Annotated in this window: 24 protein-coding genes and 1 pseudogene; 10 read left to right on the plus strand and 15 right to left on the minus strand. The window is 70.8% G+C overall.

Annotated features, from left to right (window positions below; genetic code table 11):
- Positions 1-4 precede the first annotated feature (4 nt).
- The gene (locus tag ABZU99_RS31355; protein ID WP_355949636.1) at positions 5-280 is read right to left on the minus strand and encodes a MoaD/ThiS family protein; all 276 of its coding nucleotides are present in this window, start codon (positions 278-280) and stop codon (positions 5-7) included.
- Positions 281-402: 122 nt separating this feature from the next.
- Here ABZU99_RS31355 and ABZU99_RS31360 point away from each other — a divergent pair, with 122 nt between their 5' ends.
- Positions 403-2,145: an ABC transporter ATP-binding protein gene (locus ABZU99_RS31360; protein WP_355949639.1), complete on the plus strand. Its 1,743-nt coding sequence runs from the start codon at positions 403-405 to the stop codon at positions 2,143-2,145.
- A gap of 49 nt (positions 2,146-2,194) precedes the next feature.
- Positions 2,195-4,150, plus strand: a complete 1,956-nt coding sequence (locus ABZU99_RS31365; protein ID WP_356048263.1) for an ABC transporter ATP-binding protein — start codon at positions 2,195-2,197, stop codon at positions 4,148-4,150.
- A gap of 77 nt (positions 4,151-4,227) precedes the next feature.
- Here ABZU99_RS31365 and ABZU99_RS31370 read toward each other — a convergent pair whose 3' ends face one another.
- Positions 4,228-5,091: an alpha/beta fold hydrolase gene (locus tag ABZU99_RS31370; protein WP_355949644.1), complete on the minus strand. Its 864-nt coding sequence runs from the start codon at positions 5,089-5,091 to the stop codon at positions 4,228-4,230.
- A 308-nt stretch (positions 5,092-5,399) separates the two neighbouring features.
- Here ABZU99_RS31370 and ABZU99_RS31375 point away from each other — a divergent pair, with 308 nt between their 5' ends.
- The 5 genes from ABZU99_RS31375 (at position 5,400) to ABZU99_RS31395 (ending at position 10,923) form a co-directional block, all read left to right on the plus strand.
- Positions 5,400-6,209, plus strand: a complete 810-nt coding sequence (locus tag ABZU99_RS31375) for a response regulator transcription factor (RefSeq protein ID WP_355949646.1) — start codon at positions 5,400-5,402, stop codon at positions 6,207-6,209.
- A 24-nt stretch (positions 6,210-6,233) separates the two neighbouring features.
- Positions 6,234-7,256: a LacI family DNA-binding transcriptional regulator gene (locus ABZU99_RS31380; RefSeq protein WP_355949649.1), complete on the plus strand. Its 1,023-nt coding sequence runs from the start codon at positions 6,234-6,236 to the stop codon at positions 7,254-7,256.
- A 434-nt stretch (positions 7,257-7,690) separates the two neighbouring features.
- Positions 7,691-8,692, plus strand: coding sequence for a trypsin-like peptidase domain-containing protein (locus ABZU99_RS31385; protein ID WP_355949651.1), 1,002 nt, complete (start codon positions 7,691-7,693; stop codon positions 8,690-8,692).
- An 84-nt stretch (positions 8,693-8,776) separates the two neighbouring features.
- Positions 8,777-9,520, plus strand: a complete 744-nt coding sequence (locus ABZU99_RS31390; RefSeq protein ID WP_355949654.1) for a response regulator transcription factor — start codon at positions 8,777-8,779, stop codon at positions 9,518-9,520.
- Complete coding sequence (locus tag ABZU99_RS31395) at positions 9,517-10,923, plus strand: HAMP domain-containing sensor histidine kinase (protein WP_355949656.1); 1,407 nt, start codon at positions 9,517-9,519, stop codon at positions 10,921-10,923. The genes ABZU99_RS31390 and ABZU99_RS31395 overlap by 4 nt, the downstream gene beginning before the upstream one ends.
- A 210-nt stretch (positions 10,924-11,133) precedes the next feature.
- Here the strand turns inward: ABZU99_RS31395 and ABZU99_RS31400 are convergent, their stop codons facing one another.
- From ABZU99_RS31400 to ABZU99_RS31430, 7 genes are all read right to left on the minus strand, one after another.
- Entirely contained in the window at positions 11,134-13,101 is a 1,968-nt protein-coding gene (locus ABZU99_RS31400; RefSeq protein ID WP_355949742.1) for an ABC transporter ATP-binding protein, read from the minus strand.
- A gap of 109 nt (positions 13,102-13,210) precedes the next feature.
- On the minus strand, positions 13,211-13,339 hold the full coding sequence (locus ABZU99_RS31405; RefSeq protein WP_355949659.1) for a hypothetical protein: 129 nt from the start codon (positions 13,337-13,339) through the stop codon (positions 13,211-13,213).
- Positions 13,340-13,521: 182 nt separating this feature from the next.
- Positions 13,522-14,823, minus strand: a complete 1,302-nt coding sequence (locus ABZU99_RS31410) for a DUF2993 domain-containing protein (RefSeq protein ID WP_355949661.1) — start codon at positions 14,821-14,823, stop codon at positions 13,522-13,524.
- A gap of 77 nt (positions 14,824-14,900) precedes the next feature.
- Positions 14,901-15,161: an RNA-binding protein gene (locus ABZU99_RS31415; RefSeq protein ID WP_355949663.1), complete on the minus strand. Its 261-nt coding sequence runs from the start codon at positions 15,159-15,161 to the stop codon at positions 14,901-14,903.
- A gap of 147 nt (positions 15,162-15,308) precedes the next feature.
- Entirely contained in the window at positions 15,309-15,815 is a 507-nt protein-coding gene (locus ABZU99_RS31420; protein WP_355949666.1) for a DinB family protein, read from the minus strand.
- Complete coding sequence (locus tag ABZU99_RS31425; RefSeq protein ID WP_355949667.1) at positions 15,805-16,011, minus strand: DUF397 domain-containing protein; 207 nt, start codon at positions 16,009-16,011, stop codon at positions 15,805-15,807. Before ABZU99_RS31425 ends, ABZU99_RS31420 begins: the two co-directional genes overlap by 11 nt.
- A 12-nt stretch (positions 16,012-16,023) precedes the next feature.
- Positions 16,024-17,172, minus strand: a complete 1,149-nt coding sequence (locus ABZU99_RS31430) for a helix-turn-helix transcriptional regulator (protein WP_356048269.1) — start codon at positions 17,170-17,172, stop codon at positions 16,024-16,026.
- A gap of 333 nt (positions 17,173-17,505) precedes the next feature.
- Here ABZU99_RS31430 and ABZU99_RS31435 point away from each other — a divergent pair, with 333 nt between their 5' ends.
- Positions 17,506-18,099, plus strand: a complete 594-nt coding sequence (locus ABZU99_RS31435) for a M23 family metallopeptidase (protein WP_355949676.1) — start codon at positions 17,506-17,508, stop codon at positions 18,097-18,099.
- Between the two features lies 1 nt (position 18,100).
- On the opposite strand, the gene ABZU99_RS31440 is transcribed toward ABZU99_RS31435, so the two are convergent.
- On the minus strand, positions 18,101-18,682 hold the full coding sequence (locus ABZU99_RS31440; RefSeq protein WP_355949679.1) for a helix-turn-helix domain-containing protein: 582 nt from the start codon (positions 18,680-18,682) through the stop codon (positions 18,101-18,103).
- Between the two features lie 159 nt (positions 18,683-18,841).
- Between ABZU99_RS31440 and ABZU99_RS31445 the strand changes: the two genes are divergently transcribed.
- Together ABZU99_RS31445 and ABZU99_RS31450 are read left to right on the plus strand one after the other, a co-directional pair.
- Positions 18,842-20,449 carry an MDR family MFS transporter gene (locus ABZU99_RS31445; protein ID WP_355949682.1) on the plus strand — a complete coding sequence of 536 codons (1,608 nt, stop codon included), beginning with the start codon at positions 18,842-18,844 and terminating at the stop codon, positions 20,447-20,449.
- A 180-nt stretch (positions 20,450-20,629) separates the two neighbouring features.
- Positions 20,630-20,794, plus strand: a pseudogene (locus ABZU99_RS31450) (AraC family transcriptional regulator); the annotation flags it as partial.
- A gap of 18 nt (positions 20,795-20,812) precedes the next feature.
- Here ABZU99_RS31450 and cseC read toward each other — a convergent pair.
- The 5 genes from cseC to ABZU99_RS31475 form a co-directional block, all read right to left on the minus strand.
- The gene (gene cseC, locus ABZU99_RS31455) at positions 20,813-22,111 is read right to left on the minus strand and encodes a two-component system sensor histidine kinase CseC (protein ID WP_355949685.1); all 1,299 of its coding nucleotides are present in this window, start codon (positions 22,109-22,111) and stop codon (positions 20,813-20,815) included.
- A 7-nt stretch (positions 22,112-22,118) separates the two neighbouring features.
- The gene (gene cseB, locus ABZU99_RS31460; RefSeq protein ID WP_355949687.1) at positions 22,119-22,826 is read right to left on the minus strand and encodes a two-component system response regulator CseB; all 708 of its coding nucleotides are present in this window, start codon (positions 22,824-22,826) and stop codon (positions 22,119-22,121) included.
- 9 nt (positions 22,827-22,835) lie between these two features.
- On the minus strand, positions 22,836-23,552 hold the full coding sequence (locus ABZU99_RS31465; protein WP_355949690.1) for a hypothetical protein: 717 nt from the start codon (positions 23,550-23,552) through the stop codon (positions 22,836-22,838).
- On the minus strand, positions 23,540-24,151 hold the full coding sequence (locus ABZU99_RS31470) for a SigE family RNA polymerase sigma factor (protein WP_355949744.1): 612 nt from the start codon (positions 24,149-24,151) through the stop codon (positions 23,540-23,542). The genes ABZU99_RS31465 and ABZU99_RS31470 overlap by 13 nt, the downstream gene beginning before the upstream one ends.
- A gap of 249 nt (positions 24,152-24,400) precedes the next feature.
- Complete coding sequence (locus ABZU99_RS31475; protein WP_355949692.1) at positions 24,401-25,321, minus strand: A/G-specific adenine glycosylase; 921 nt, start codon at positions 25,319-25,321, stop codon at positions 24,401-24,403.
- Positions 25,322-25,379 lie beyond the last annotated feature (58 nt).

Genomic DNA, 25,379 nt, shown 5'->3' on the forward strand with positions numbered 1-25,379 from the left:
GGGGTCACCCTCCTGCGAACGGCGGGAGCACCTCGACCGTGCCGCCCTGGGCCAGTTGGATCGTCTTGTGGTCACGGGTGCCGACGGGGGCCCCGTCGACCAGGAATGAACAGCGCAGCAGCATCCGCGCGAACTCCGGGCGCTCGATGCGCCGCTGCCGGGCCGCGTCGAGAGCCTCGGCCAGTGTCGTCGCGGCGTACGGCTCCTCGGCGGTACCGGCCGCCGCGCGTGCCGCGGCCCAGTACCGGATGGTGCCGGCGGGTGTGTTCCTCATCGCCATCGCGATCCCTTTCCCGTCATCTGCCGCCTCCATGATGACGGGTGCGGGCGGGAGCCGGGGACCATGCGCGCCACGCCGAAAAATCGGGGCGGTTCCGACAGGCGTTCCCTTAATGTTTCGGTGTGCTGGTCCGACTCATACGGGCGTACCTGAGGCCCTATAACCGAACGATCACTCTGATCGTGCTCCTGCAGCTGGTGCAGACACTGGCCACGCTCTATCTCCCGACGCTCAACGCGGACATCATCGACAACGGTGTCGTCGAAGGTGACACCGGCTACATCCTGCGTATCGGCGCTCTGATGATCGCCGTCACACTCGTTCAGATCGTGTGCGCCGGCGGTGCCGTCTACTTCGGCGCGCGCACCGCCATGGCCCTCGGCCGCGATGTGCGCGCGGCGGTCTTCGACCGGGTGCAGTCCTTCTCCTCCCGCGAGCTGGGCCACTTCGGTGCCCCGTCGCTGATCACCCGCACCACCAATGATGTGCAGCAGGTGCAGATGCTGTGCCTGATGGCCTTCACGCTGATGGTCTCGGCGCCGATCATGTGCGTCGGCGGCGTCATCATGGCGCTCAACCAGGACGTCCCGCTGTCGGGGCTGCTCCTGCTCATCGTCCCGACCCTGGGCATCCTCGTCACGCTCATCGTCCGCCGGATGCGGCCGCTGTTCCGCGGGGTCCAGGAGCGCATCGACACCGTCAACCGCGTGCTGCGCGAGCAGATCACCGGCATCCGGGTCATCCGCGCCTTTGTACGCGACACCCATGAGCGCGACCGCTTCACCGGCGCCAACACCGAGCTGCTGGACATCTCGCTGCGCGCCGGGCGGCTGATGGCGCTGATGTTCCCCGCCGTGATGCTGGTGGTGAACCTCTCCAGCGTCGCCGTCGTCTGGTTCGGCGGGCACCGGATCGACGGCGGCGGCATGCAGATCGGCGCGCTCACCGCGTTCCTCAGCTATCTGATGCAGATTCTGATGTCCGTGATGATGGCCACCTTCATGTTCATGATGGTGCCGCGGGCCGAGGTGTGCGCCGAGCGGATCCAGGAGGTCCTGGAGACCGAGACCAGCGTCGTGCCGCCGCTCGTACCCGTCTCCGCCGAGCCCACCGGCGCCGGGCGCGGCCTGCTGGAGCTGCGGGGCGTGGAGTTCCGCTACCCGGGGGCCGAGGAGCCCGTGCTGCGCGACGTCTCGCTCGTCGCCCGGCCCGGCCAGACGACCGCCGTCATCGGCTCGACCGGCAGCGGCAAGTCCACCCTCATCGGGCTGGTGCCGCGGCTGTTCGACGCGACCGACGGCAGCGTCCACATCGACGGGGTGGACGTACGCGACCTCGATCCGGAGGCCATGTCCCAGACCATCGGGCTGGTCCCGCAGAAGCCGTACCTCTTCTCCGGCACCGTCGCCTCCAACCTGCGGTACGGCAAGCCGGACGCCACCGACGAGGAGCTGTGGCGGGCCCTGGAGACAGCCCAGGCCCGGGACTTCGTGGAGTCCATGGAGGGCGGTCTCGATGCCCCCATTTCCCAGGGCGGCTCCAATGTGTCCGGCGGTCAGCGGCAGCGGCTCGCGATGGCCCGCGCCCTGGTGCGCAAGCCGTCCGTCTATCTGTTCGACGACTCCTTCTCCGCGCTCGATTACGCCACCGACGCCCGGCTGCGGGCGGCGCTCGCGGACCAGACGGAGAACGCGACCGTCGTCATCGTGGCCCAGCGGGTGTCCACCATCCGGGGCGCCGACCGGATCGTGGTCCTCGACGCGGGGCGCGTCGTCGGCACCGGCACCCACACCGAGCTGATGGAAGCCAACCAGACCTACCGCGAGATCGTGCTCTCCCAGCTCACCGAGCAGGAGGCCGCGTGACCGGCACAGCCGCGGCCACCGGACCGCGGACGCGAGAGAAGGGCAGCGTATGAGTACCCCGGCGCCCCGCAGGGGTCCGGCGCCCGCCGCCGGGCCCGCCCGGTTCATGGGCGGCCAGCCGACCGAGCGGTCCATGGACTTCCGCGGCTCCGGCCGCCGGCTGCTGGCCATGCTGCGCCCCGAGCGCGGTATCGCGCTGGTGGTGCTGGCCCTGTGCGCGGTCAGCGTCGCGCTGACGGTGGTGGGTCCGAAGATTCTCGGCCATGCCACCGACCTGATCTTCGCGGGCATCATCGGGAGGCAGCTGCCCGACGGCGTCACCAAGGCGCAGGCCGTCCAGCGGCTGCGCGACGACGGCCGGGGCACGGTCGCCGACATGGTCGCCTCGATGGACGTCACCCCCGGCCAGGGCATCGACTTCGACGCGGTCGGCGTGGTGCTGCTGTGGGTGGCGGCGATCTACCTCGCCGCCTCGCTCCTGGGCCTGATCCAGGCCAGGGTGGCCACGGTCGTCGTCCAGCGCGCGGTCTTCCGGCTGCGGGAGGACGTCGAGCACAAGCTGGCCCGGCTGCCGCTGTCGTACTTCGACAAGCAGCCGCGCGGTGAGGTGCTGTCCCGGGCGACCAACGACATCGACAACATCCAGCAGACGCTGCAGCAGACACTCAGTCAGATCATGGCCTCGCTGCTGACCATCGTGGGCGTGCTGGCGATGATGATCTGGATCTCACCGCTGCTGGCGCTGGTGGCGCTGATCACCGTGCCGGTCTCGGTGGTGGTCGCGACGCGGATCGGCAAGCGCGCCCAGCCGCAGTTCGTCGACCAGTGGAAGACCACGGGCAAGCTCAACGCCCATATCGAGGAGATGTACACCGGCCACTCACTGGTGAAGGTCTTCGGGCGGGAGAAGGAGTCCGCGGAGCTCTTCCGGGAGCAGAACGAGAAGCTGTACGAGGCGGGCTTCAAGGCCCAGTTCATCTCGGGGCTGATCCAGCCCGCGATGATGTTCATCGGCAACATCAACTATGTGCTGGTCGCCGTCGTCGGCGGGCTGCGGGTGGCGAGCGGGGCGCTGTCGATCGGCGACGTCCAGGCGTTCGTCCAGTACTCCCGGCAGTTCAGCCAGCCGCTCACCCAGGTGGCCTCCATGGCCAACATGGTGCAGTCCGGCGTCGCCTCGGCCGAGCGGGTCTTCGAGCTGCTGGACGCGCCGGAGCAGACCCCGGACGCGGCCGAGCCGCGGCGGCCGGAAGTCGTGCGGGGGCAGGTCGAGTTCGAGGACGTCTCCTTCCGCTACCTGCCGGACAAGCCGCTCATCGACGAGCTCTCGCTCTCGGTGCGGCCCGGCCAGACCGTGGCCATCGTCGGCCCGACCGGGGCAGGGAAGACCACCCTGGTCAATCTGCTGATGCGGTTCTACGAGGTCAGCGGCGGGCGAATCACCCTGGACGGGGTGGACATCGCCGAGATGGGCCGGGAGGAGCTGCGCTCCCACATCGGGATGGTGCTCCAGGACACCTGGCTGTTCGGCGGGACGATCGCCGAGAACATCGCGTACGGCGCGCAGGGGGCCACCCACGAGCAGATCGTGGAGGCGGCGAAGGCCACGTATGTGGACCGCTTCGTACGGACCCTGCCGGACGGCTACGACACGGTGATCGACGACGAGGGCTCCAACGTCAGCGTCGGCGAGAAGCAGCTGATCACCATCGCCCGCGCGTTTCTCTCCGAGCCGTCGATCCTGGTGCTGGACGAGGCCACCAGCTCGGTCGACACCCGCACCGAGGTGCTCATCCAGCACGCGATGGCCTCGCTGCGGACGGGCCGCACCAGCTTCGTCATCGCGCACCGGCTGTCCACCATCCGCGACGCCGACGTGATCCTGGTGATGGAGTCGGGCCGGATCGTCGAACAGGGCTCCCACGACGCGCTGCTGGCGGCCGACGGGGCGTACGCCCGGCTGTACGCGGCCCAGTTCGCGGAGCCGGTGGCCGAGGCCGAGTAGCCGGCGACGGCGCTGCCCCGTCCTCCCTCGCGTCGAGGGGGACGGGGCAGCGCCGTTTCGTCATGCGTGGGCCGGCGTCATGCGTGGGCCACGGCCCACTCGGCGATGCGGGTCAGCAGGGCGGGCGACGCGGCCGTCTCCGCGTGGCCGTAGCCCGGCTCGATCCACAGCTCTGTGGACGACGGATCCGCCGCCGACGCCAGCATCCGGGGGTGGTCCAGCGGGAAGTACCCGTCCCGGTCGCCATGCACGATCAGCAGCGGCCTCGGCGCGATCAGCGGTACCGCCGCCACCGGCGGCAGCGGCTCCGCGTCCCACCCGGCCCCGTCGATCCGGGTACGCAGCCCGTAGCGGGAGACCAGACGGCCCGCGGGCCGGGTGATCGCCCAGTGCACCCGCCGCATCGGCGCCGTACCTCGGTAGTACCAACGGGCGGGCGCGCTCACCGCGACCACCGCATCGGCGTGCGCCGCCGTGCGTTGCGTGCGCCCCCTGCGCTCCTTGCGCTCCCCGTTCTGTCGGCCGTGCCCCGGCTGATTCTCACCGCTCGGTCCGTACAGCGCCGCCTGCCGGAGCACCACCGACCCGCCCATCGAGAAGCCGACCGTGGCGACCCGCCGATGGCCGAGCCGGCGCGCCCAGCGCACCGCCGCCGTCAGGTCCAGGACCTCACGGTCGCCGAGGGTGGACCGGCCGCCGGACCGGCCGTGGCCCCGGAAGGAGAAGGTGATCACGGCCGTGTGCTCGCCGAACGCCGAGGCCACCCGGCGCAGCGGCGGGCGCTCCAGGGCGCCGGTGAACCCGTGCGCGACCACGATCGCGAGCGCCTCCGACGGTTCGGCGCCGGATACGGGGGAAGGTACGGACGAAGGCTCGTACCGCGCCTCGATCGGCACGCCGTCATCGGTGAGCAACGTGGCTCTCCGGTCGCGCGGAGTCATCAAGGTGAGGTAACGAGGAGCAGAATCGGCCTCTCCATCGGGTGTCATGTGGGTTATTCTGCTGTGAAGAGGATCCGGGCAACGTGGCCCCCGGGTCCTTTTGTGCTTTCAGGGCAGTGTGCGCGGATGAGCACGCACTCGCTCCAAGGGTGCGGAAGGCCACCGACCACCGTACGAGGATGTAGCCGCAGACTCCCCCAGGCTCAGCCTGGGAGGTTGCCTCTCGCAAGGGACCGAGGAGGAACCGAGGTAATGGGCGAGCGAAGCGTGCACGACGTCGAGATCACAGCCAGGGCGGGTGACGGACGATGAGTTCCCTCCTGCTGCTGACCAACGCACTCCAGCCCTCGACGGAGGTGCTCCCCGCCCTCGGCCTGCTGCTGCACAACGTGCGGGTCGCCCCGGCGGAGGGACCGGCCCTCGTGGACACCCCCGGCGCCGACGTCATCCTCGTCGACGGCCGCCGCGACCTGCCGCAGGTGCGCAGCCTGTGCCAGCTGCTGCGGTCGACGGGACCCGGCTGTCCGCTGGTCCTGGTGGTGACCGAGGGCGGGCTCGCCGCCGTCACCGCCGACTGGGGCATCGACGACGTCCTCCTCGACACCGCGGGCCCGGCCGAGGTCGAGGCCCGGCTGCGGCTGGCCATGGGCCGCCAGCAGATCACCACCGACGACAGCCCGACGGAGATCCGCAACGGCGACCTCTCGGTCGACGAGGCCACCTACAGCGCCAAGCTCAAGGGCCGTGTGCTCGATCTCACATTCAAGGAGTTCGAGCTGCTGAAGTACCTCGCCCAGCACCCCGGCCGGGTCTTCACCCGCGCACAGCTGCTGCAGGAGGTCTGGGGCTACGACTACTTCGGCGGCACCCGCACGGTCGATGTGCACGTGCGGCGGCTTCGCGCCAAGCTCGGCCCGGAGCACGAATCCCTGATCGGAACCGTGCGCAACGTGGGCTACCGCTTCGTGGCGCCCGAGAAGGTCGAGCGCGCCGCGGAGGAGTCCATGGCCAAGGCGACCGCGCGCGACACGGACGGCGCCCCCGCCGGCTCCGGCCCGCGCGGGGACGGCGCGCGGCCCGCGGCGAAGGCCGGTGCCGTACGACCCGCCACTGGCTAGCTCGACCCGCGTAGACTGCCGCGCGTGGCCAAGGTGACGCGGGATGATGTGGCAAGACTGGCGGGTACCTCGACCGCGGTCGTCAGCTATGTCATCAATAACGGACCAAGGCCGGTCGCCCCGGCCACGCGCGAGCGGGTGCTTGCCGCGATCAAGGAGCTCGGCTACCGGCCGGACCGGGTCGCGCAGGCGATGGCGAGCCGCCGGACGGACCTGATAGGGCTGATCGTCCCGGACGCCCGCCAGCCGTTCTTCGCGGAGATGGCACACGCCGTCGAGCAGGCCGCCGCCGAGCGCGGAAAAATGGTGCTGGTCGGCAACTCCGACTACCTCGACGAGCGCGAAGTGCACTACCTGCGCGCCTTCTTGGGGATGCGGGTCTCCGGCCTGATCCTCATCAGCCAGGGCCCCAGCGAGAACGCCGCGGCCGAGATCGAGGCGTGGGACGCCCGGCTCGTGCTGCTGCACGAGCGGCCCGAGGCCATCGACGACGTGGCGGTGGTGCTGGACGACATCGGCGGCGCGCAGCTGGCGGTGCGGCATCTGCTGGAGCACGGCCACGACTACATCGCCTGCCTCGGCGGCACCGAGATAACCCCGACCGTCGGCGACCCGGTCACCGATCACGTCGAGGGCTGGCGCCGGGCGATGCGAGAGGCCGGGCGCTCCACCGAGGGACGGCTCTTCGAGGCCCCCTACAACCGGTACGACGCCTACAAGGTCGCCCTCGACCTGCTCGCCGGGCCCGACCGGCCCCCGGCCATCTTCTGCGCCACGGACGACCAGGCGTTCGGGGTGCTGCGGGCCGCGCGCGAGCTGCGCATCGAGGTGCCCGGGGAGCTCGCGGTCGCCGGCTTCGACGACGTGAAGGAAGCCGGGCTCACCGACCCCCCGCTGACCACGGTCGGCTCCGACCGCCCCGCGATGGCGCGGGCGGCGGTCGATCTGGTCCTGGACGACGGCGTACGGCTCACGGGCTCGCGCCGTGAACGCGTCAAGCAGTTCCCGTCGGCGCTGGTCGTACGGCGCTCCTGCGGCTGCGCGTAGCGCGGAGCGCTGTGGCCCGGGTCGTGGCCCTCAGGGCCCCGGCGCCCCTGTTTCCGGGCCGCCCTGCCGGCGGTGAACCGCACCCCGACGCCCCTGTTTCCGCGCCGCCCTGCCGGCGGTGAACCGCACCCCGACGTTTCCGCGCCGCCCTGCCGGCGGTGAACCGCACCCCGACGTTTCCGCGCCGCCCTGTCGGCGGTGAACCGCACCCCGATGTTTCCGGGCCGCCCTGTCGGCGGTGAACCGCGGCCCGACGCGCCTGCGGCCCCCCGGCGCGTGCGGTGCCACTCGCGCGCGGTGACTCTCCTCCCGGCGGTGCCCCGCCGATGGGGATGAGGGCGCGTCGCGGGGCTTATGTCGGGCATACCGACTTCTGGCCTGGTTCTCAGCAGACACTCAGCGGAGTCTCATACTTCGGCCGCACAGTCATCTCCATGACGGACAGCACCCTCCGCAGCGGCGGAGACGAGCCTCATCCCTTCTCGTACGGCGGCGTGGTGGATCCTCCCGCCGTGCCGCCCCCGGTCGGTGGCCGCCGCAGGCGGCGGGTTTCGCGGCCGGCTGGGCTGATCGCGGCCATGGCAGTGGTCTCGGCGCTGGTCGGCGGCGGTACGGCGGCGCTGGCCACCCGGGCCACGGAGAAGTCGGACAGCGCGATCTCCACCCCGGTGGTCAACGCGGGCTCCACGGGCTCCAGCGGGGTCTCCGCCGTCGCGGCGGCCGTCAGTCCGAGCATCGTGGAGATCGGCGCCACCGGCACCAGCGGTAAGTCCACCGGCTCCGGTGTGATCATCACCAGCGGCGGCGAGATCATCACCAACAACCATGTGGTCTCCGGCGCCGACTCGATCACAGTGACCTTCAGCGACGGCAGCAAGAAGACCGCGACCGTCGTGGGGACCGACAGCAAGAAGGACCTCGCGCTGATCAAGGTGCAGGGCGCCCACGGGCTGAAGCCCGCCACGCTGGGTGACTCCAGCCAGGTCAAGGTGGGCGACCAGGTCGTGGCGATCGGCTCTCCCGAGGGGCTGACCGGCACGGTCACCAGCGGTATCGTCTCCGCGCTCGACCGCGACGTCACCGTCTCCACGGACGAGAACCAGGGACAGGGACAGGGACAGGGCAACGGAGGGGGCGGCGGAGGGGGCGGCGGTCAGTGGCCGTTCGAGTTCGGCGGCGGCCAGTACAACGGCGACGTCGGCTCCTCGAAGACGACCTACAAGGCCATCCAGACCGATGCCTCGCTCAACCCCGGCAACTCCGGCGGCGCCCTCATCAACATGCGGGGCCAGATCATCGGCATCAACTCCGCCATGTACTCCTCGGCTACGGGTCAGGGCTCCGGCAGCGCGGGCAGTGTCGGCCTCGGCTTCTCGATTCCCATCAACACCGTCAAGGCCGACCTCGGCACGCTGCGCGGCGGCGGCGACAGCTGACCCGGCCCTCCCGCCGGGGTAGGCGTGCGACGCTGGCAACAGCGTCCCGCCCCGCCGCCCCACCGCCTGTGAGGGAGCCGATCCATGAGCCCCGCCGACCACGACGATCAGCCCGCCCGCATCCTGATCGTCGACGATGAGCCGGACGTGCGCGAGGCCCTGCGGCGCAGCCTCGTCTTCGAGGGCTACGCGACCGAGACCGCCGTCGACGGCCTGGACGCGCTGGAGAAGGTCGGCGTCCACCGCCCCGAGCTGATCGTGCTCGATGTGCTCATGCCGCGGATGGACGGGGTGACCGCCGCCCGGCGGCTGCGGGCCGCCGGGGTGACCGTGCCCGTGCTGATGCTCACCGCACGGGACACGATCGGCGACCGGGTCACCGGGCTCGACGCGGGCGCAGACGACTATCTCGTCAAGCCCTTCGAGCTGGAGGAGCTGCTGGCCCGCATCCGCGCCCTGCTGCGCCGCAGCTCGTACGCGGCGGCCGTGGGCGGCGGGCCGGTCGCCGGGGACGACGCGTTGACCTTCGGCGATCTGCGGATGGACCTGGCGACCCGCGAGGTGACCCGGGGGACGCGCCGCGTCGAGCTGACTCGCACCGAGTTCACCCTGCTGGAGATGTTCCTCGCGCATCCGCGCCAGGTGCTCACCCGCGAGCAGATCCTCAAAACGGTCTGGGGCTTCGACTTCGAGCCGTCGTCCAATTCGCTGGATGTGTATGTGATGTATCTGCGCCGTAAGACGGAGGCGGGCGGCGAGCCGCGGCTCGTGCACACCGTGCGCGGGGTGGGGTACGTCCTGCGGCCGGCGGACGGCGAGCCCTCGTGAGCAAGCGCAGACTGGCGCTGCGCACCCGGCTGGCGCTGTTGACCGCGGTCGCGGTCGCCGTGGCGGTCGCGGCGTCCGCGTTCGCGTGCTGGTTCGTCACCCGGGAGCAGCTGACCAGCGCGCTCGACAACAAGCTCCAGGACGTCTCCGGCGTCTACTACCGTGATCTGGTCGACGCGCAGGCCAATTGCTCGCCCGACTCCCAGCCCGCGGGCGCCGGCTCACGCCCCGGCGCGTCCAACGTCCAGCTCGTCCTGCCGGACGGCAGCCGCTGCGTCGCCCACAACTCCCGCGCCGTCAAGGTGACCCCCGCCGATGTCGCCGTGGCCGCCGGCCGGCGCAGCGAGACCACGCACGACGGCACGGCGGTGGACGGCACCGCGATGCGCGTCCACACCTTTGTGACCGCTCCCCAGGGCGGCATTCCCCCCATGGCCGTCACCGTCTCCCGCCCCCTCGAGGAGGTGACGCATCCGCTCTCCACCCTCGCCCTGCTGATGCTGGTCGTCGCGGGCCTCGGCGTCGTCGGCGCCGGCGCCGCGGGCCTGTGGATCGCCCGGACCGGACTCAAGCCGGTCGACGGGCTGGCCGAGGCGGTCGAGCACGTGGCCCGCACCGAGGATCTGGCCGTCCGTATCCCCGCCGAGGGCGACGACGAGATCGCCCGGCTGTCCCGCTCCTTCAACTCCATGACCGCCGCCCTCGCCTCCTCCCGCGACCGTCAGCAGCAGCTGATCGCGGACGCCGGGCATGAGCTGCGCACCCCGCTCACCTCGCTCCGCACCAATATCGAGCTGCTCGCGCGCAGCGAGGAGACCGGGCGGGCGCTGCCGCCCGCCGACCGCAAGGCGCTACTGGCCAGCGTCAAGGCGCAGATGACCGAGCTGGCCGCGCTGATCGGAGACCTGCAGGAGCTGGCCCGTCCGGACGCGCTGCCCGGCAGCGGCCTCCCCCAGGTGGTCGCCCTGCACGAGGTGGCACGCGCCGCCCTGGAACGGGCGCGGCTGCGCGGTGCGCGGCTGACCATCGACGCCGCGCTCGACCCCTGGTACGTCCGGGGGGAGGCCGTGGCGCTGGAGCGGGCGGTGGTCAACCTGCTCGACAACGCGGTGAAGTTCAGTCCTCCGGCCGGGGTGATCGACGTCGTGCTCACGGGGGGAGAGCTGACCGTACGGGACCACGGCCCCGGCATCCCGGCCGATGAACTCCCGCATGTCTTCGAGCGATTCTGGCGCTCCCCGTCCGCCCGCAGTCTGCCCGGCTCCGGTCTCGGCCTGTCCATCGTGGCCCGTACGGTCCAGCAGTCGGGTGGCCAGGTGGGACTCCAGCCGGCGCCGGGCGGCGGCACGGTGGCCTGGATCAGGCTTCCGGGCGGGCCCACGGAGCCGCCCGAGCGCGGCTGACACAGCCGCCGCCTTGGCACGGGTCAGGAGCCTTGGCACGGGTCAGGAGGGGCCCAGGCGAACGGTCGGCTGGGGGCCCGTGTCCGCGGGCGAGCCGTTCTGGGAGCCGTGCAGCCCGCGGGCCCACGGAGCCGCCCGAGCGCGGCTGACACAGCCGCCGCCTTCGCACGGGTCAGGAGCCTTGGCACGGGTCAGGAGCCTTGGCACGGGTCAGGAGGGGCCCAGTCGAACGGTCGGCTGGGGGCCCGTGTCCGCGGGCGAGCCGTTCTGGGAGCCGTGCAGCCGGGCGTAGGCCCCGCCCAGGGCCAGCAGCTCGCGGTGGGTGCCGGTCTCCACCACCCGCCCGTGGTCCAGCACCACGATGCGGTCCGCGTCCGGCGCCAGGTTCAGATCGTGGGTGATCATGATGGTCGTACGGCCGGACATCAGCCGCCGCAGCGGCCTGACGACCCTCCGCGCGGCCAGCGCGTCGAGCCCGGTGGTGGGCTCGTCCAGGACGAGGACGGGCGCGTCGCGGAGCATCGCGCGGGCTATGGCGATGCGCTGGAGCTGCCCGCCGGAGAGCTGTGCGGTGTGGGGGTCGACGGGCGTGTCGTACCCCTCGGGCAGGGCCGAGATGAAGTCGTGCGCGGCGGCGTCCCGCGCCGCCTGGACGATCTCGTGCCCGGGGGCACCCGGCCGCCCGCAGGCGATGTTCTCCCGGATGGTGTCGTGCAGGATCAGCGTCTCCTGCGGCAGCAGGGTCACGTTCTCGCGCAGAAAGTCCAGCGGCATGGCGTACAGCGGTGTGCCGTCGAGCCGTACGCACCCCTCCGCCGGGTCGTAGAAGCGCAGCAGCAGCTTGGAGACGGTCGACTTGCCCGCCCCGCTGACCCCGGTGATCAGTACGAACTCACCGGGCTGGGCGATGAAGGAGACCTCGGTCAGGGTGCGCTGGTCGTTGCCGGGGTAGCCGAAGCCGACCCCGTCGAACTCCACGCCGCCGTGCACCCGCCATCCCGCGACGGCTGCCCCCGGAGCCGGATCGCCGACGGCGGGCTCGGCGGCGAGGATTTCCAGCAGCCGCTCCGCGCCGGCGGTCGCGGCGGTCAGGGTGAGGCCGAGCTGCCCGAGATTGCGGACGGGCGGATAGAGGTAGCCGAGGAAGGCGGCGAAGGCGAGCAGCTGTCCGATGGTCATCCGGCCCTGGGAGATCTCCCAGGCGCCGAGCCCGATGACGGCGAGCACGCACAGCGTCTCGATGACTTCGACCAGCTGCTCGTACAGTTCGCTCATCCGGGCGCCGGCCACTGAGGCCCGCATCCACGCACCTGCCTCGCGGCGCAGCCGCTTCTCCTCGGCGGCCTTGCGCTGGTACGCCTGGGTGAGCACGACATTCCCGAGCGACTCCGCCACGACGGAGGTGATCGCGCCGTCGGCGACCCGCTCCTCGCGCGCGACGGACTTGATCCGCCCGGAGAAGCGCCGGGCGGCCAGCCAGAAGAGCGGTGCGAGCATGAAGGTGGCCAGCGCCAGGTCCCAGCGCAGCTCGAAGGCGGCGAAGGAGAAGAAGACAGCGCTGAAGACGGCCGAGACGGTGCTCACCACCCCGGAGACCACCATCTGCTCGATGGACTCGACGTCCCCGGTGAGCCGTTCGACCAGATCGCCCGTGCGGTGGCGTTGGAAGAAGTGCGGCGGCAGATCCTGGACATGCCCGAAGACCTGGGCGCGCAGCCGCAGGACGAACCGCTCGGCGGTCCAGACGGCGAGCGAGTTGCCGAGGTAGCCGACGGCGGCGCCGAGGACCGCGACCGCCAGCCACTGTGCGGCGGGCGTCCAGAAGGCGTTGAGCGAGCCCTGGCGCAGGGCGTTGTCGGTCAGATCGGAGAAGAGAAGGATCGCGGCGGTCTCGGCGAGCGCCGCGGCGATCACGCAGGCGCAGATCACCACCAGCCATCGGCGATCCCCCTTGGTGAGGGGCCAGAACCGGCGGAATGCCTCGCGCGCGGCGAGCCGTGGGGCGGTGCGCTGCGCCTCCTCGCCGTCCTCCCCCGTGACGGGGGCGTACGCGCCCTCGTGCGCCTGGGGGAGCCGAGGGGCCTTCGGCTGGTGCCGGCCGTACGGGCGGAGCCGTCCGGGACGCCGATGTCGGCCGCGGCCGGCGGCGAGTCCGGCGCCGATCGCGCGCAGCTGCATGGTGGGCTGGTCTTCGTACGACGTCACTGTCTCTCCCGCTCGGGTCCGGACAGGGGACGGGCCCGCGGCGCGATGCCGCGGGCCCTACTCCGACAAGGATCAGCGGGGATCAGCCGCCGATGGGGCGGCGCGGGGCCCGCGGGGCCCGCGGGCCCGGCTGGGGGCGGCGCGGCCCGGCGTTGCGGTCGGGCTTGGCGGGGGTGATCTTGCGGAAGCTCATGAATGTCCCTCTTTCCATTTCTCTTTCCTTTGCCGGAGCCGTTCGGCTGCGACATGGAAGACGTTAGGAGGGCTTTCCGTGAGCGAGATCGGATTGAGCTGTGTGCTTGCCCAGAGCGGTCCGGTCCGGACCCGGGCGGCATGCGAAAGGGGCCGGTGGCGTGTTGCCACCGGCCCCGGTGAGCGACCCGGTGAGGCTGTTCAGCCGGTCTTGCCGACGGACAAATCGTTCCCCGTGAGATCGGCGCGGATGCCGTCCGGCTCGACGCCGATGTTCTTCAGCTTGATGCCCTTGGCCTTCTCCGGCAGCTGGAAGGAGAGCTCCAGCTTGTCCGACAGCTCCGGCAGCTTCATCCTCGCCAGGGCGGCGGCCACCGTCGGGTCGATGCCCAGCTTCCTGGCCAGCTGCGGGTGGTCGTTGACCGCGTGGACGAGGTCGGTCCCCATCAGCGTCGGGACGAACCGCGGCGACCCGGTGACCCGGTCCGTCTCCCGGTCGTCAGGCTGCGTCTTACCGGCGTCCTTGGACGGCACCCCGAGCTTCTCCGCCACCGCCGGCACCGACAGCAGCGCCTGCGCCTTCCCGTTGTCCTCGCTGATCTGCCGGGCGGCCTTGCGGTGCAGGTACAGCCCGGCGTGCGGGCCCGGACCCGGCCGGTAGGTGGCGACCCCGGGGATGTCCAGCCGCATATCGGTGACGCTGGTGGAGATGCCCCGGTCGCCCTGACGCCGGATATGCGCCGTGGCGTGCAGACCCACCTGCTGCCCGGCGACCGGTAGCTTGCCGTCCGCGCGCACCGAGCTGGGGCCGTACGCCCTGAAGCGCACCTGGGACGCGCCCAGTTCGCGGTTGAGGTCCTCGAACGCCAGCAGCACATCCCCCTTCATCCTCGTCGCGATGGCGCCGTCGAGGGAGCTGGGCAGATCGCCGTGGATCCGGATGTCCTGCGCCTGCGCGCTCACCTCGGCGAGCGAGACGCGGTCGGCCGCCACATCGGGCACGGCGACGTCGACCTGGTCCAGATGCTTGTCCAGCAGCTGGGTGACGAACGGGAAGCCGTGAATCGTCACCTTCGGCGCGGTGGCGAGCTTCAGCTTCTGCTGCAGCGTCGCCTCGGCCTTCCGCTCGGCGTACATCACGGCCCATCGGTCGCCCAGCACCAGCAGCGTGGCCGACACCAGCAGGCCGATGAGCACCTTAGCCGTGAGCGGCACGGCCGTGAACCGCCCGCGCCCGCGGCCGCGCCCGGAGCGGCGGTGATTGGGCGGCGACCATGGCTCGCCGTCGTCCGTGGAGCCGGAGGTGGCGTCCTTGCCCCGACGTCCGCCGAGGTCGGCGTCGTCGTCATCCGGTTTCAGCCCGGGACCGAGGGGATCGTCCGGGTCGTACGGCTCGGCCGGCTCGGCGAGCTCTTCGTACGGATTGTTGTACGGAGCGGGCTCATTCTGGGGATTTCGGGGACGTGAGGTACCTGGCGGAGATATGCGTGCGGGGGATCGCATCAGTCAATCCCAACACGTCACACCGCTCCACCCGCAAGTCCTAGCACCGATACGTGGCGAACCGCACGCTGCCGCCCTCACCTGCCCCCACGCGAGACCGCCCGCGCCTCGGTGACGGTGACGGCCCGTCCGTTCATCTCCGAACCGTCGAGCTGCGCCATGGCCTTCTCCGCCGCCATGTCATCCATCTCGACAAACCCGAACCCCCGCGACCGCCCGCTCTCCCGGTCGGTGATCACGGTGGCGTCCAGCACCTCGCCGATCTGCCCGAACAGGGTCGCCAGGTCTTCCTTCGTCGTTTGGTAGCTCAAATTGCCCACGTGCAGTCGTTTGGACATGACCGGCTCTCCTTGTTCTGTACGGCGCGAACCGGGTCAATCGTCTCAGCGTGGTGTGGAACGGGCCATTGCGTATGGGCTGAACCGGTGAGGAGCGGGCGGTGGGATGTATGGCCGCACGGGGCACGTCGAAGGGGACACCGTCTGTCAGGCTCCGACGGTCCCGTCGATGCCCTCCCGGAGGAAGTCGGCGTGACCGTTGTGCCGGGCGTACTCGAGCGTCACGTGCAGCATCACCAGGCGCAGTGAGACGTCCTCGCCCCACCTGGCGTTATGGGCGGTGACGTCGAGCGACTCCGCCTCCCGCTCGATCCGGCGAGCGTGCTCGACCTCCGCCTGCCAGGCGGCGAACGCCTCGGACCGGCCGGCCGCTGTCGCCTCGTAGGCCGCTTGGTAGTCGCCCTCGTCCGACCACACCAGCGGAATCTCCTCGCCGTTGATCACCTTGCGGAACCAGGTGCGCTCCACCTCCGCCATGTGCCGTACGAGGCCGAGCAGCGAAAGCGTCGAGGGCGGCATGGACTGCCGCCGCAGCTCCTCGTCGGAGAGCCCCTCGCACTTCATGGCGAGCGTCGCCCGGTGAAAGTCGAGAAACCCCCGCAGTGTCTCCCGCTCACCCGCCGTCAGCGGCGGGCCGATGCGCTCAGTGGTCATGGCGGAGGGTGTGGTCCAGGCGGCCGGACTTCACGGCCCGTATGAATGCGCTGAGCGCGGCCGGGTGGGTGCGGATCACCGCCCCGGGTTGGTCGCTTTCGCGCATGCGTATGCCGTCGGGGGCGGTGGCGAGTTCCACGCAGTTCGGCCCCGCGCCGTCGCTGAACGAGGACTTGCGCCAGTTGAGATCGGACATGACGCCCTTCACTTAATAGGTGTACAGGATGTGCTGGATCAGGCCCCATGAGTCGCGCTTCTCGTGGCGGTCCGGAGACTCGTCCGTCACCACTGACGGCAGCGCGCTCTTGCTGAGACCTTCGAACGTCTTCCCGTAGTGGGCAATTGATTTGTCGTCGTCCAAGCGCAACGATTCCACCGGGTGCTCAAGCACGACCGTCTCCAGCCCGGGCACGCCTGGCCCGAGGATCAGGAACGGCGTACCGAACCAGGCCCGCGCCCCGCTTTCGAACGGCAGGATCTGGACCTCTGTTCCCGGGCGCTCCGCTGCTCGGATGAGGTGCGCGAGCTGTCCTCGCATGACGTGCGGGCCGCCGACCGAGATGCGCAGAGCGGCCTCGTGGATCACCGCGTGAAAGGTCATGGATGGGGACGCGAGGATGTCCTGGCGCGCCAGCCGGAAGCATACTGCGGTTTCGATCTCATCCTGCGACGCGTCGGGGAGCGAGCTGCGGAAGAGGGCGCGCATATACGACTCGGTCTGCAGCAGACCGGGAATGAGGAGCGTCTCGTGGCTTTGCATGTGGATCGCGCGGGATTCGAGTTCGGCGAGGTCGAGCGTGAACTGCGGGAAAGACTTGCGGTAGGCCGACCACCAGCCCTTGCCGCTGCTCTCGGCCATGCTGATGAGCTCGTCAATGTAGGGTTCATTCTTGCACCCGTAGGCGTCAACGAGTGCGCGCAGTCGGTCGGTTGGGATGGCAGTCCGCCCGGCTTCGATGTGGCTCAGGTGCGGCGCGCCCATGCCGATCAGCTTGCCGCCGTCAGCGATCGACAACCCTGCCTGTACTCGTAACTTCTTGAGCTCCGCGCCGAGTCGACGTTGTCGTTCGGTGATGAGAGTTCGCAGCGCCACGGACGGTCCTCCAGGGATTCGGTGGTGGACCGGCCGCTCGCCCGGCCCCGCGTCGCGCACCGCGTGCTCGACCAGCGTGGTGGCGAGCTTGCGCAGGTCCTTCTCCGTCAGTGTCCGCTTCTCGCCCCGGAACGAGACGAGGGACGCGATACGGACCGGCTTGTCCGCCAGCCCGGCGCCAGGCGCCTCCTGCGCGAACAGCTTCTTGATGAGCGGTGCGACGACGCTGGACGCGAGACGCGCGCCGATGACTGCGGGATCCACGTCCCGTCCCCCCGGTAGTTGTGTCCCTGGCCGGGCAGCGTACAGCCGGGTATGGACCTTGGTCCCGAAACGGACGTCCGAAAGTCCCTGCGGAACGAGAATCGATCTCGCCACCGGGTGATATGCCACACAGGCCGTCCACGGTCTACTAAGGGCATTAGGGGACTCCCGGGCAGGTGAGAGGTCCATGTCCGGGCTCCCTGGCATCCCGCTGAGAAGGCTCCTCAGGGCGGCTTTCGTTACGAAGGTGCCTAGTAGAACCGAATCTTGGTCATATCGCGCGGACGGGATAACAAGGGGCGTCTCATCTGATGCCTCTGGAGGTACTTCCCTATGGCTCCGCGCGCCACCACCCGCCGGTTTTCGCTTTCGTCCGTTCGGCGGGTTCGCACCGCTGTGATCGCCGCGGGCGTGGGGGCCTCGCTCGCGCTCGGCGCCGGGGCGGCGTTCGCCGCGGCCCCCTCGCAGGCTCCGCAGGCCGCCGTGCAGAAGGCCGCCCCCAAGGCGGACGCCTGGGAGACGCCGGTCGCCAAGTACGCAATCGGCTCCGCCTTCGGTCTGGCGGGCAACCTGTGGGCGCACAACCACAGCGGCCAGGACTTCGTCGTGCCGTCGGGCACCCCGGTGCGGGCGGCGCACAGCGGTGTGGTCGTCAAGGCGGGCCCGAACGGTGGCGGCGACGGCCCCGCGTACGGCAACGCGATCGTGATCCAGCACGACGACCGGACGTACACGCAGTACGCGCACCTGTCGGAGATCAAGAAGTGGATAGGCCAGCGCGTGACCACCGGTGATGTGATCGGTCTGTCCGGCAGCACCGGCAACTCCACCGGTCCGCACCTGCACTTCGAGGTCCGTACGACCCCGAACTACGGTTCCGCCGTCGAGCCGCTGAAGTTCCTGCGCGACCACGGCGTGAAGGTCTGAGTCAGGACTCCGTCGGCTCCGCCGCGTGAGCCTGCGTCAGCAGGTCGAGGGCGACTTCCAGGACAGCCTCGCGCTTGTCCTCGGGGTCGCCCTCGATCGTCTGCAGCGCGAGCAGCCCGGCGTGCATGCTGAAGAGCGCGGTGACGCAGCGGACCTGGTCGACGAGGGGTGCCCGCGGGTCCCGGACCAGGTCGGACATCGCGAACATCCGCTGCTTGAAGCTCTGGCCGATGCTCAGCTCACGCACCGTCGCCTGGTTCTCCTGCATGAAGCGGAAGAGCGGGGCGGCGTTGTCCAGGGCGGCGCTGTAGCGGCGCAGCAGCTCCAGCTTGGTCTCCAGGGTGCGGGGCTGTTCCTTGCCCCAGGCGAGAAGCTCGTCGAGTGGCTGTCCCAGGTCCTGGAACAGGCTGATGACGATGTCTTCCTTGGTCTTGAAGTGGTAGTAGAGCGCCGCCTTGGTGACCTCGAGGTGCTCGGCGATCTCGCGTAGCGATGTCTTCTCGTAGCCGCGCTCGGCGAAGAGTGCCAGGGCCACGTCCTGGATGCGCTGACGGGTGTCGCCCCGCCGCGGTGTGCTGCCCATGGTCTTCTCCCGTGCTGCTGGGGCGTGATGGGTGCGCCCGATCCAAACTTACTTGACGCCCGGCTAGTTGGCGCTTACTGTCTCCACTGTACTCAACTAGCCGGGCGGCAAGTAAGTAGCGCGTCGTGGCCTCTCATCGTCACCAGGGGGAGTGGGATCATGTCCAACAACGAATCAGCACGAGAAGCGCCCGCCGCTTCGCCGCCGTCCCCGGACAAGGCGGGGCCGAAACCCCGCAGCACCGGTGTGGTGATCTTCGCACTGATGATCGCGATGCTGCTCGCCATGCTCGACAACATGATCGTAGGCACCGCGATGCCCACGATCGTCGGCGACCTCGGCGGACTCAACCACCTCTCCTGGGTGGTCACGGCCTATACCCTCACCACCGCCGCCTCTACCCCCATCTGGGGAAAGCTCGGCGACATGTACGGCCGCAAGGGCATCTTCCTCACCTCCATCGTGGTCTTCCTGGCCGGTTCAGCGCTGTCCGGTCTGGCCCAGTCCATGGGGCAGTTGATCGGCTTCCGGGCCCTGCAGGGGCTGGGCGCGGGCGGCCTGATCGTCGGCGTGATGGCGATCATCGGTGATCTGGTGCCGCCGCGGGACCGCGGCAAGTACCAGGGCATGATGACCGCCGTCATGGGCGTGGCCATGATCGGCGGGCCGCTGGCCGGCGGCAGCCTCACCGACCACCTCGGCTGGCGCTGGATCTTCTACATCAACCTGCCGCTCGGCGTGGTCGCCCTGGCCGCCGTCACCGCGGTGCTACACCTGCCCAAGAAGCGGACCGAGGCGCGGATCGACTACGCCGGGGCCGCGCTGCTGACCGCCGGCATCACCGCGCTGGTGCTCGTCACCACCTGGGGTGGTACCGAGTACGCCTGGGGGTCGGGCCAGATCATCGGGCTCGCCGCCGGAGCGGTGGTCGCGCTCGTCGCGTTCCTCGCCGTCGAGCGGCGGGCGGCCGAGCCGATACTGCCGCTGCACATCTTCCGCAGCCGCAACTTCTCGGTCATCACCGTGATCGGCTTCCTGGTCGGCTTTGTGATGTTCGGTTCGCTGACCTTCCTGCCGCTGTACCAGCAGACCGTGCAGGGCGCCTCGGCCACCAACTCCGGGATGCTGCTGCTTCCCATGCTGCTGTCGATGATGGTCGTCTCGCTGGTCGTGGGCCGGATCACCACCGCGAGCGGCAAGTACCGGATCTTCCCGATCGTCGGCGGGGTGCTGATCACTGTCGGGATGTATCTGCTGTCCACGATGGACATCGGCACCAGCCGTCTCACCACCGGCCTCTACATGGCGCTGCTCGGCGCGGGCATGGGCTTCCTGATGCAGCTGACCATGCTGATCGCCCAGAACAGCGTGGAGATGAAGGACATGGGCGTCGGCTCCTCCTCCGCCACGCTCTTCCGCACCCTCGGCGGCTCCTTCGGCGTCGCGACCCTCGGGGCGCTGTTCACCAACCATGTGCAGGACACCATGGTCGAGCGGGCCGGGCCCAAGGGCAAGGAGATCACCTCCGGCGGCGCCCAGCTCGAACCCTCGCAGCTCGACAAGTTGCCGGCCGCGGTCAAGGACGCCTACGCCCACGCGGTCTCCGACGGCACGCACCAGGTCTTCCTGTGGGGCACCGCGATCGCGGTGATCGCGTTCGTCGCGTCCTGGTTCATCAAGGAGATCCCGCTGCGCGGAGCCGGCCCGGCGTCCGCCGCCGAGGACGGAGCCCCGGCCGACCGGGCCCCGGTGGCCGAGACGGTCTGAGGCGAGACGGTCTGAGGCGAGACGCTCTGTGCCGGGAGGGTACGGGCCGGGACGGCGGCGGGAAGTCCGTCGCCCGGCGGCCCCCTGTCAGTGGGCCGTGTCAGCATCGGGCCCATGGTGACCACACCGGGCGAGGCGCGGCCGGCGCAGCTGCGCAGGCTGCGCCTCGCCAAGGACGCGATGGACCACGACGGGGCCGAGCCGCGCGACCTGGACGCGGTCGCCGCGCACGCCGGGTATGCGCGCTTCCACTCCATCCGCGCCTTCAAGGCGGTCTACGGGGCCACGCCCGGCCAGTATCCGAGCTGTCGCCGGATCCAGCGGGCCGAGGAGCTGCTGCGCTCGGGTGCTCGGTCCGAGCGCTCAGTCCGGCACTTCGATGATCGGGAAGCTGCCGGTGTTGGTGGGCGCCGACTCCGGCAGCCAGAGCACCGCGACCGCGCCGTCCTTGCCCTCGGCCGTCGGCTCCGCGTTGCGGAAGGTCAGCCGGGCGCCCAGGACCCGGGCCTGGCCCGCGGCTATGGTCAGGCCCAGCCCGTGGCCCTTGCCCGCGCGATCCTTGCTGCCGGTGCGGAAGCGGCTCGGCCCGTCCTTCAGCAACGTCTCCGGGAAGCCGGGACCGTGGTCGCGGACGCGCAGCATCCGCCCTTCGACGGTGACCTCGAAGGGCGGTTTGCCGTGCCGGGCGGCGTTGGCGAGGAGGTTGCCCAGGATCCGCTCCAGCCGGCGGGGGTCGGTGGAGACATGGGCGTCACGCAGCACGGTGATCACGGCCTCGGGGGCCACCGCCCGCACCCGGCGGGTGATGAACTCGGCGAGGTCGATCTCCTGGAGCTCGGCGCGCTCCGCGAAGCCGTCCAGCCGGGCGACCTCCAGCACGTCCTCGACGAGGGTGCGCATCGCCTGGGCCCGGTCCCGTACCAGCTCGGTCGGGCGGCCCGGCGGCAGCAATTCGGCGGCGGTGAGCAGCCCGGTGACCGGGGTGCGCAGCTCATGGGCGATATCGGCGGTGACCCGGCGCTCCGCCTCCAGCCGTTCCTGCAGCGCCTCGGCCATACCGTCGATCGCGCGCGCGAGATCATCGGTCTCGTCCCGTACCCGGCCGCCGATCGCGTCCCGCACCCGGACCTCGGAGTCGCCCTCGGCGAGCTTGCGGGCCGCGGTGGCCGCCTTGCGCAGCCGCCGGGAGAGCTGATCGCCGATGAGCATGCCGAGCGCGATACCGCCCAGCACGACCGAGACCGAGCCGAGGATCAGCACCCGGTCCAGGTCGGCGAGGACGGCGAAGCGGTCCTTGAAGCGGGTGTGGACGGAGAGCACTTTGCCGTCGCGCAGCGGCACCGACGCCCACACCTCGGGGGTGCCGGTGCCCGAGTCCTCCAGATAGGTGGCCCGCTGCCCACGCCAGGCCTGCTTCCTCAGGTCCTCGGGCAGCCGCGGGTCGTCCATCTTGGCGCCGAACCCCAGCACCCGGGACTGCTCGTACCACTTCTGGGCGGCCTGCACCCGCTCGTCCATCACATTGCGGCTGTTGTTCAGCATCGAGACCCGGGCCGCGTTGTGGACGACGAGGCTGAGCGCGACCGCGACCAGCGCGCTCACCGCGGCGATGGCCAGGCTGACCTTCCAGCGCAGTCCGGTGCGCAGCGCGCGCCTCATCACGGGCCGCTCAGCCCTTGAGCTTGTAGCCGAAGCCACGGACCGTCTCGATCCGGTCCTGGCCTATCTTGCCGCGCAGCCGCTGGACATGGACGTCCACTACCCGGGTGTCCCCGCCCCAGCCGTACTCCCACACCCGCTCCAGCAGCCGGTCGCGGGAGAGCACGGTGCCGGGCGCGGCGGAGAACTCCAGCAGCAGCCGCATCTCGGTCGGCGTCAGCGCGACCTGCTCACCGCCCTTGCGGACCTCCATGCCCTCCGGGTCGACCTCCAGGTCGCCGAAGCGCAGCACCCCGCCGTCGGGCTCCTCGGGGCCGGACTCGCCGGCCCGGCCGCCGGGGCCGCTGGCGTGGCCGAAGCGGCGCAGCACGGCGCGGATGCGGGCGACCAGCACGGCGCCGTCGAACGGCTTGGTCACATAGTCGTCGGCGCCGGCCTCCAGGCCCAGCACCACATCGATGGAGTCGGAGCGCGCGGACAGCATGATCACGGGCACGGTGGACTCGTCGCGGATCCGCCGGCACAGGCTGACCCCGTCCAGGCCCGGGACCATCACATCGAGCAGTGCTATATCGGGGCGGTCGGCGCGGAACCTCTCCAGGCCGGTCAGTCCGTCGGGCGCGGCCGTCACCAGAAAGCCGTCGCGCTCCAGGGCGAGCTGGGTGGCCTCACGGATGACGTCGTCGTCCTCGACGAAGAGCACATGGGTTTCGGCCACAGCCTCGGTTCAGCCTTCCGTTCCGTCGGCGCTCGGGGCCGGATCTTCCGTGGGCAGGTTCTCGCTGTAGTCGGTGTGCGTACGGTCGACCACCGTAAACGTCCGGCGCTGCCCGGCCCAACGGTAGGTGATCACGTCCTCCCACGAGGGGCAGCAGACCGCGTCCCCCGAGGCGTAGGAGAGCTTCGTCACCCGCAGAGCGCCCTTGGCGATGTCGGCGTAAACGGGCGGCTGCTCATCGCTGAAGACGTTCTCGTACCGCTGGCCCACCTTGCGGTACACATACGATCCGATGCCGAAGCCGTCGGCACAGGTCATGACGTTGACGACCAGGTCGGAGGTCGCGGAGCCGGTCAGCCGGCCGTGCGCCACGTCCACCGGGTAGCCCTCGATCAGCTCCTTGCCCTTCGACTCCTTCGCCACCTTCGGGCACGGCTTGAGGCTCGCCTTCAGGTCCTCGCTGACCTTGGGATCCGCCTTGACCAGCCGGATCGCGTCTTCCTTCTGCGCGGCCGGTGGCCGCGCGGAGGCGGTACCGCCCGCGTACGAGCCCGAGTCCGCGGCGGCAGAGGCCCACTCGGTACGCGCCGGGCCCTCCTTGCGTACCCCCTGGCTGCTGGTGCCGCACCCGGCCAGCAGCCAGCCGCCCGCGGCCGCGAGGCCCACGAACGCGCCGCCGGTGAGCATGGCGGTCCTGCCGGGAGAGGCCTTGGTCAGGCCGCGCACCGTTCCTGCCCCCGCTCCTGGCGGCCGCGCCGGACCTGACCCGTGTGCCGGACCGGGGCAGCCGGCATGCCGTCGCTCTTCCCGCGCCGGAGCGCGCGGGCGTCCAGATCGCGACTCTCCAGCTCCTGCCGCAGCCGGGCCAGCGCCCGGTGCAGCGTGCTCTTGACCGTGCCGGTCGACATTCCGAGCGCCTCCGCGGTCTCTTCCGTCGTCATCTGCTCCCAGTGTCGCAGCACCACGACACTGCGCTGCTTGGGAGCCAGAACTCCGAGGATGTCCATGAGGAGCGCGCGGTCGGCGTGCTGCTCGGTGCCGTCCTCGACGCTGGCCTCCGGCAGTTGCTCGGTCGGCACCTCCTCCAGCTTGCGGGCGCGCCACCACTCGGTACGGGTGTTGATCATGACGCGGCGCAGATAGGCGTCGGCCAGCGACTTGTCGGCTATGCCGTCCCAGCGGCCGTAGGTGCGCACCAGCGCGGTCTGGAGCAGGTCCTGCGCCTCGATCGGGTCGGGGACCAGGCGGCGGGCGCTGCGCAGCAGCGCGTCCTGCCGATTCCGTACGTACTCCTCAAAGTCCAGAACCTTGCCGCTGCCACACATCACAGCCTCCATCCCCGTTGTCTTCCCCACCTGGTGTGCCGGCTCGTCCAGCACGTGAAGGGACGCTACGGAGGCGCTGTTGCGGCACCATGTGCATCCGCACCTCGGCGAATGCACAGCTACCCATAGGTTGTGTAACAGGCAGGCCCGGTTCGACGGAGTGTCAGAACCGGGTCCTGGCCATGTCACAGGTCTGTCACAGACGGAGCTTCGAAGGCGGCGGAAGGCGATGCGGCGCGCGGTCGCACCTCACGTCAGCGGCAGCCGGTAGAGCCCTCCCGCGAGCGGCTCCACCAGTCCGTCGGAGACCAGGCCGTCGAGCGCCCGGGCCCGCTGCACCGGCTCGTCCCACATCTGGTCCAGCACCGCCTGCGGCACCGGCGCGACCGCCTCCCGCAACACGGCGAGCAGCTTGCCGCGCACCTGACGGTCCGTACCGGCGTAGGTCTGGCCACGGCGCGGCGGCCCGTCGTGCGCCGGGGTCCCGGCCTCGCGCCAGGCGCACTGCGCGGCGATGGGGCAGCGCGCGCACTCGGGGGAGCGGGCCGTGCAGACCAGCGCGCCCAGCTCCATCGTGGCGGCCGCCCAGCGCGCCGCGGTCGGCTCGTCCGCGGGGAGCAGGGTGCGGGCCAGCCTGCGCTCGGCGGCGGTCGTGGCGTTCGGCGGGTACTGGGCGCCGCCGATCGCGCGGGCGAAGACCCGGCGGACATTGGTGTCCAGGACCGCGTGGCGCTGTCCGTACGCGAACGAGGCCACGGCCGCCGCCGTGTACTCGCCCACCCCCGGCAGCGCGAGCAGCTGGGCGTGATCGCTCGGTACGTCACCGCCGTGCCGCTCCCTTATGGCGACCGCCGCGCCGTGCAGCCGCAGCGCGCGGCGCGGATAGCCGAGCCGGCCCCAGGTGCGGACCGCCTCACCGGGCGGCTCCGCGGCCAGGTCGGCCGGGCGCGGCCAGCGCGCGAGCCACTGCTCGTACACCGGGAGCACCCGGCTCACCGGCGTCTGCTGCAGCATGAACTCGCTGACCATCACGCCCCAGGCGCCGGCCTCCGGGCGGCGCCAGGGAAGGTCGCGGGCGTGAGCGTCGAACCACTCGATGACGGGCCGGTGCAGGGCGGCTCCGTCGGGGGGCGGGGATACGGCGGCCGGGGCGGCGGGATTGGCAGTCATCACTGACGATCCTGGCACGCCCGGGCGCCCTGCGGTGGCCGAGGGCGCGGGCGTTCGG

This window comes from Streptomyces sp. NPDC005266, from assembly GCF_040607655.1.
In the GTDB taxonomy this organism is placed as follows: Bacteria; Actinomycetota; Actinomycetes; order Streptomycetales; family Streptomycetaceae; genus Streptomyces.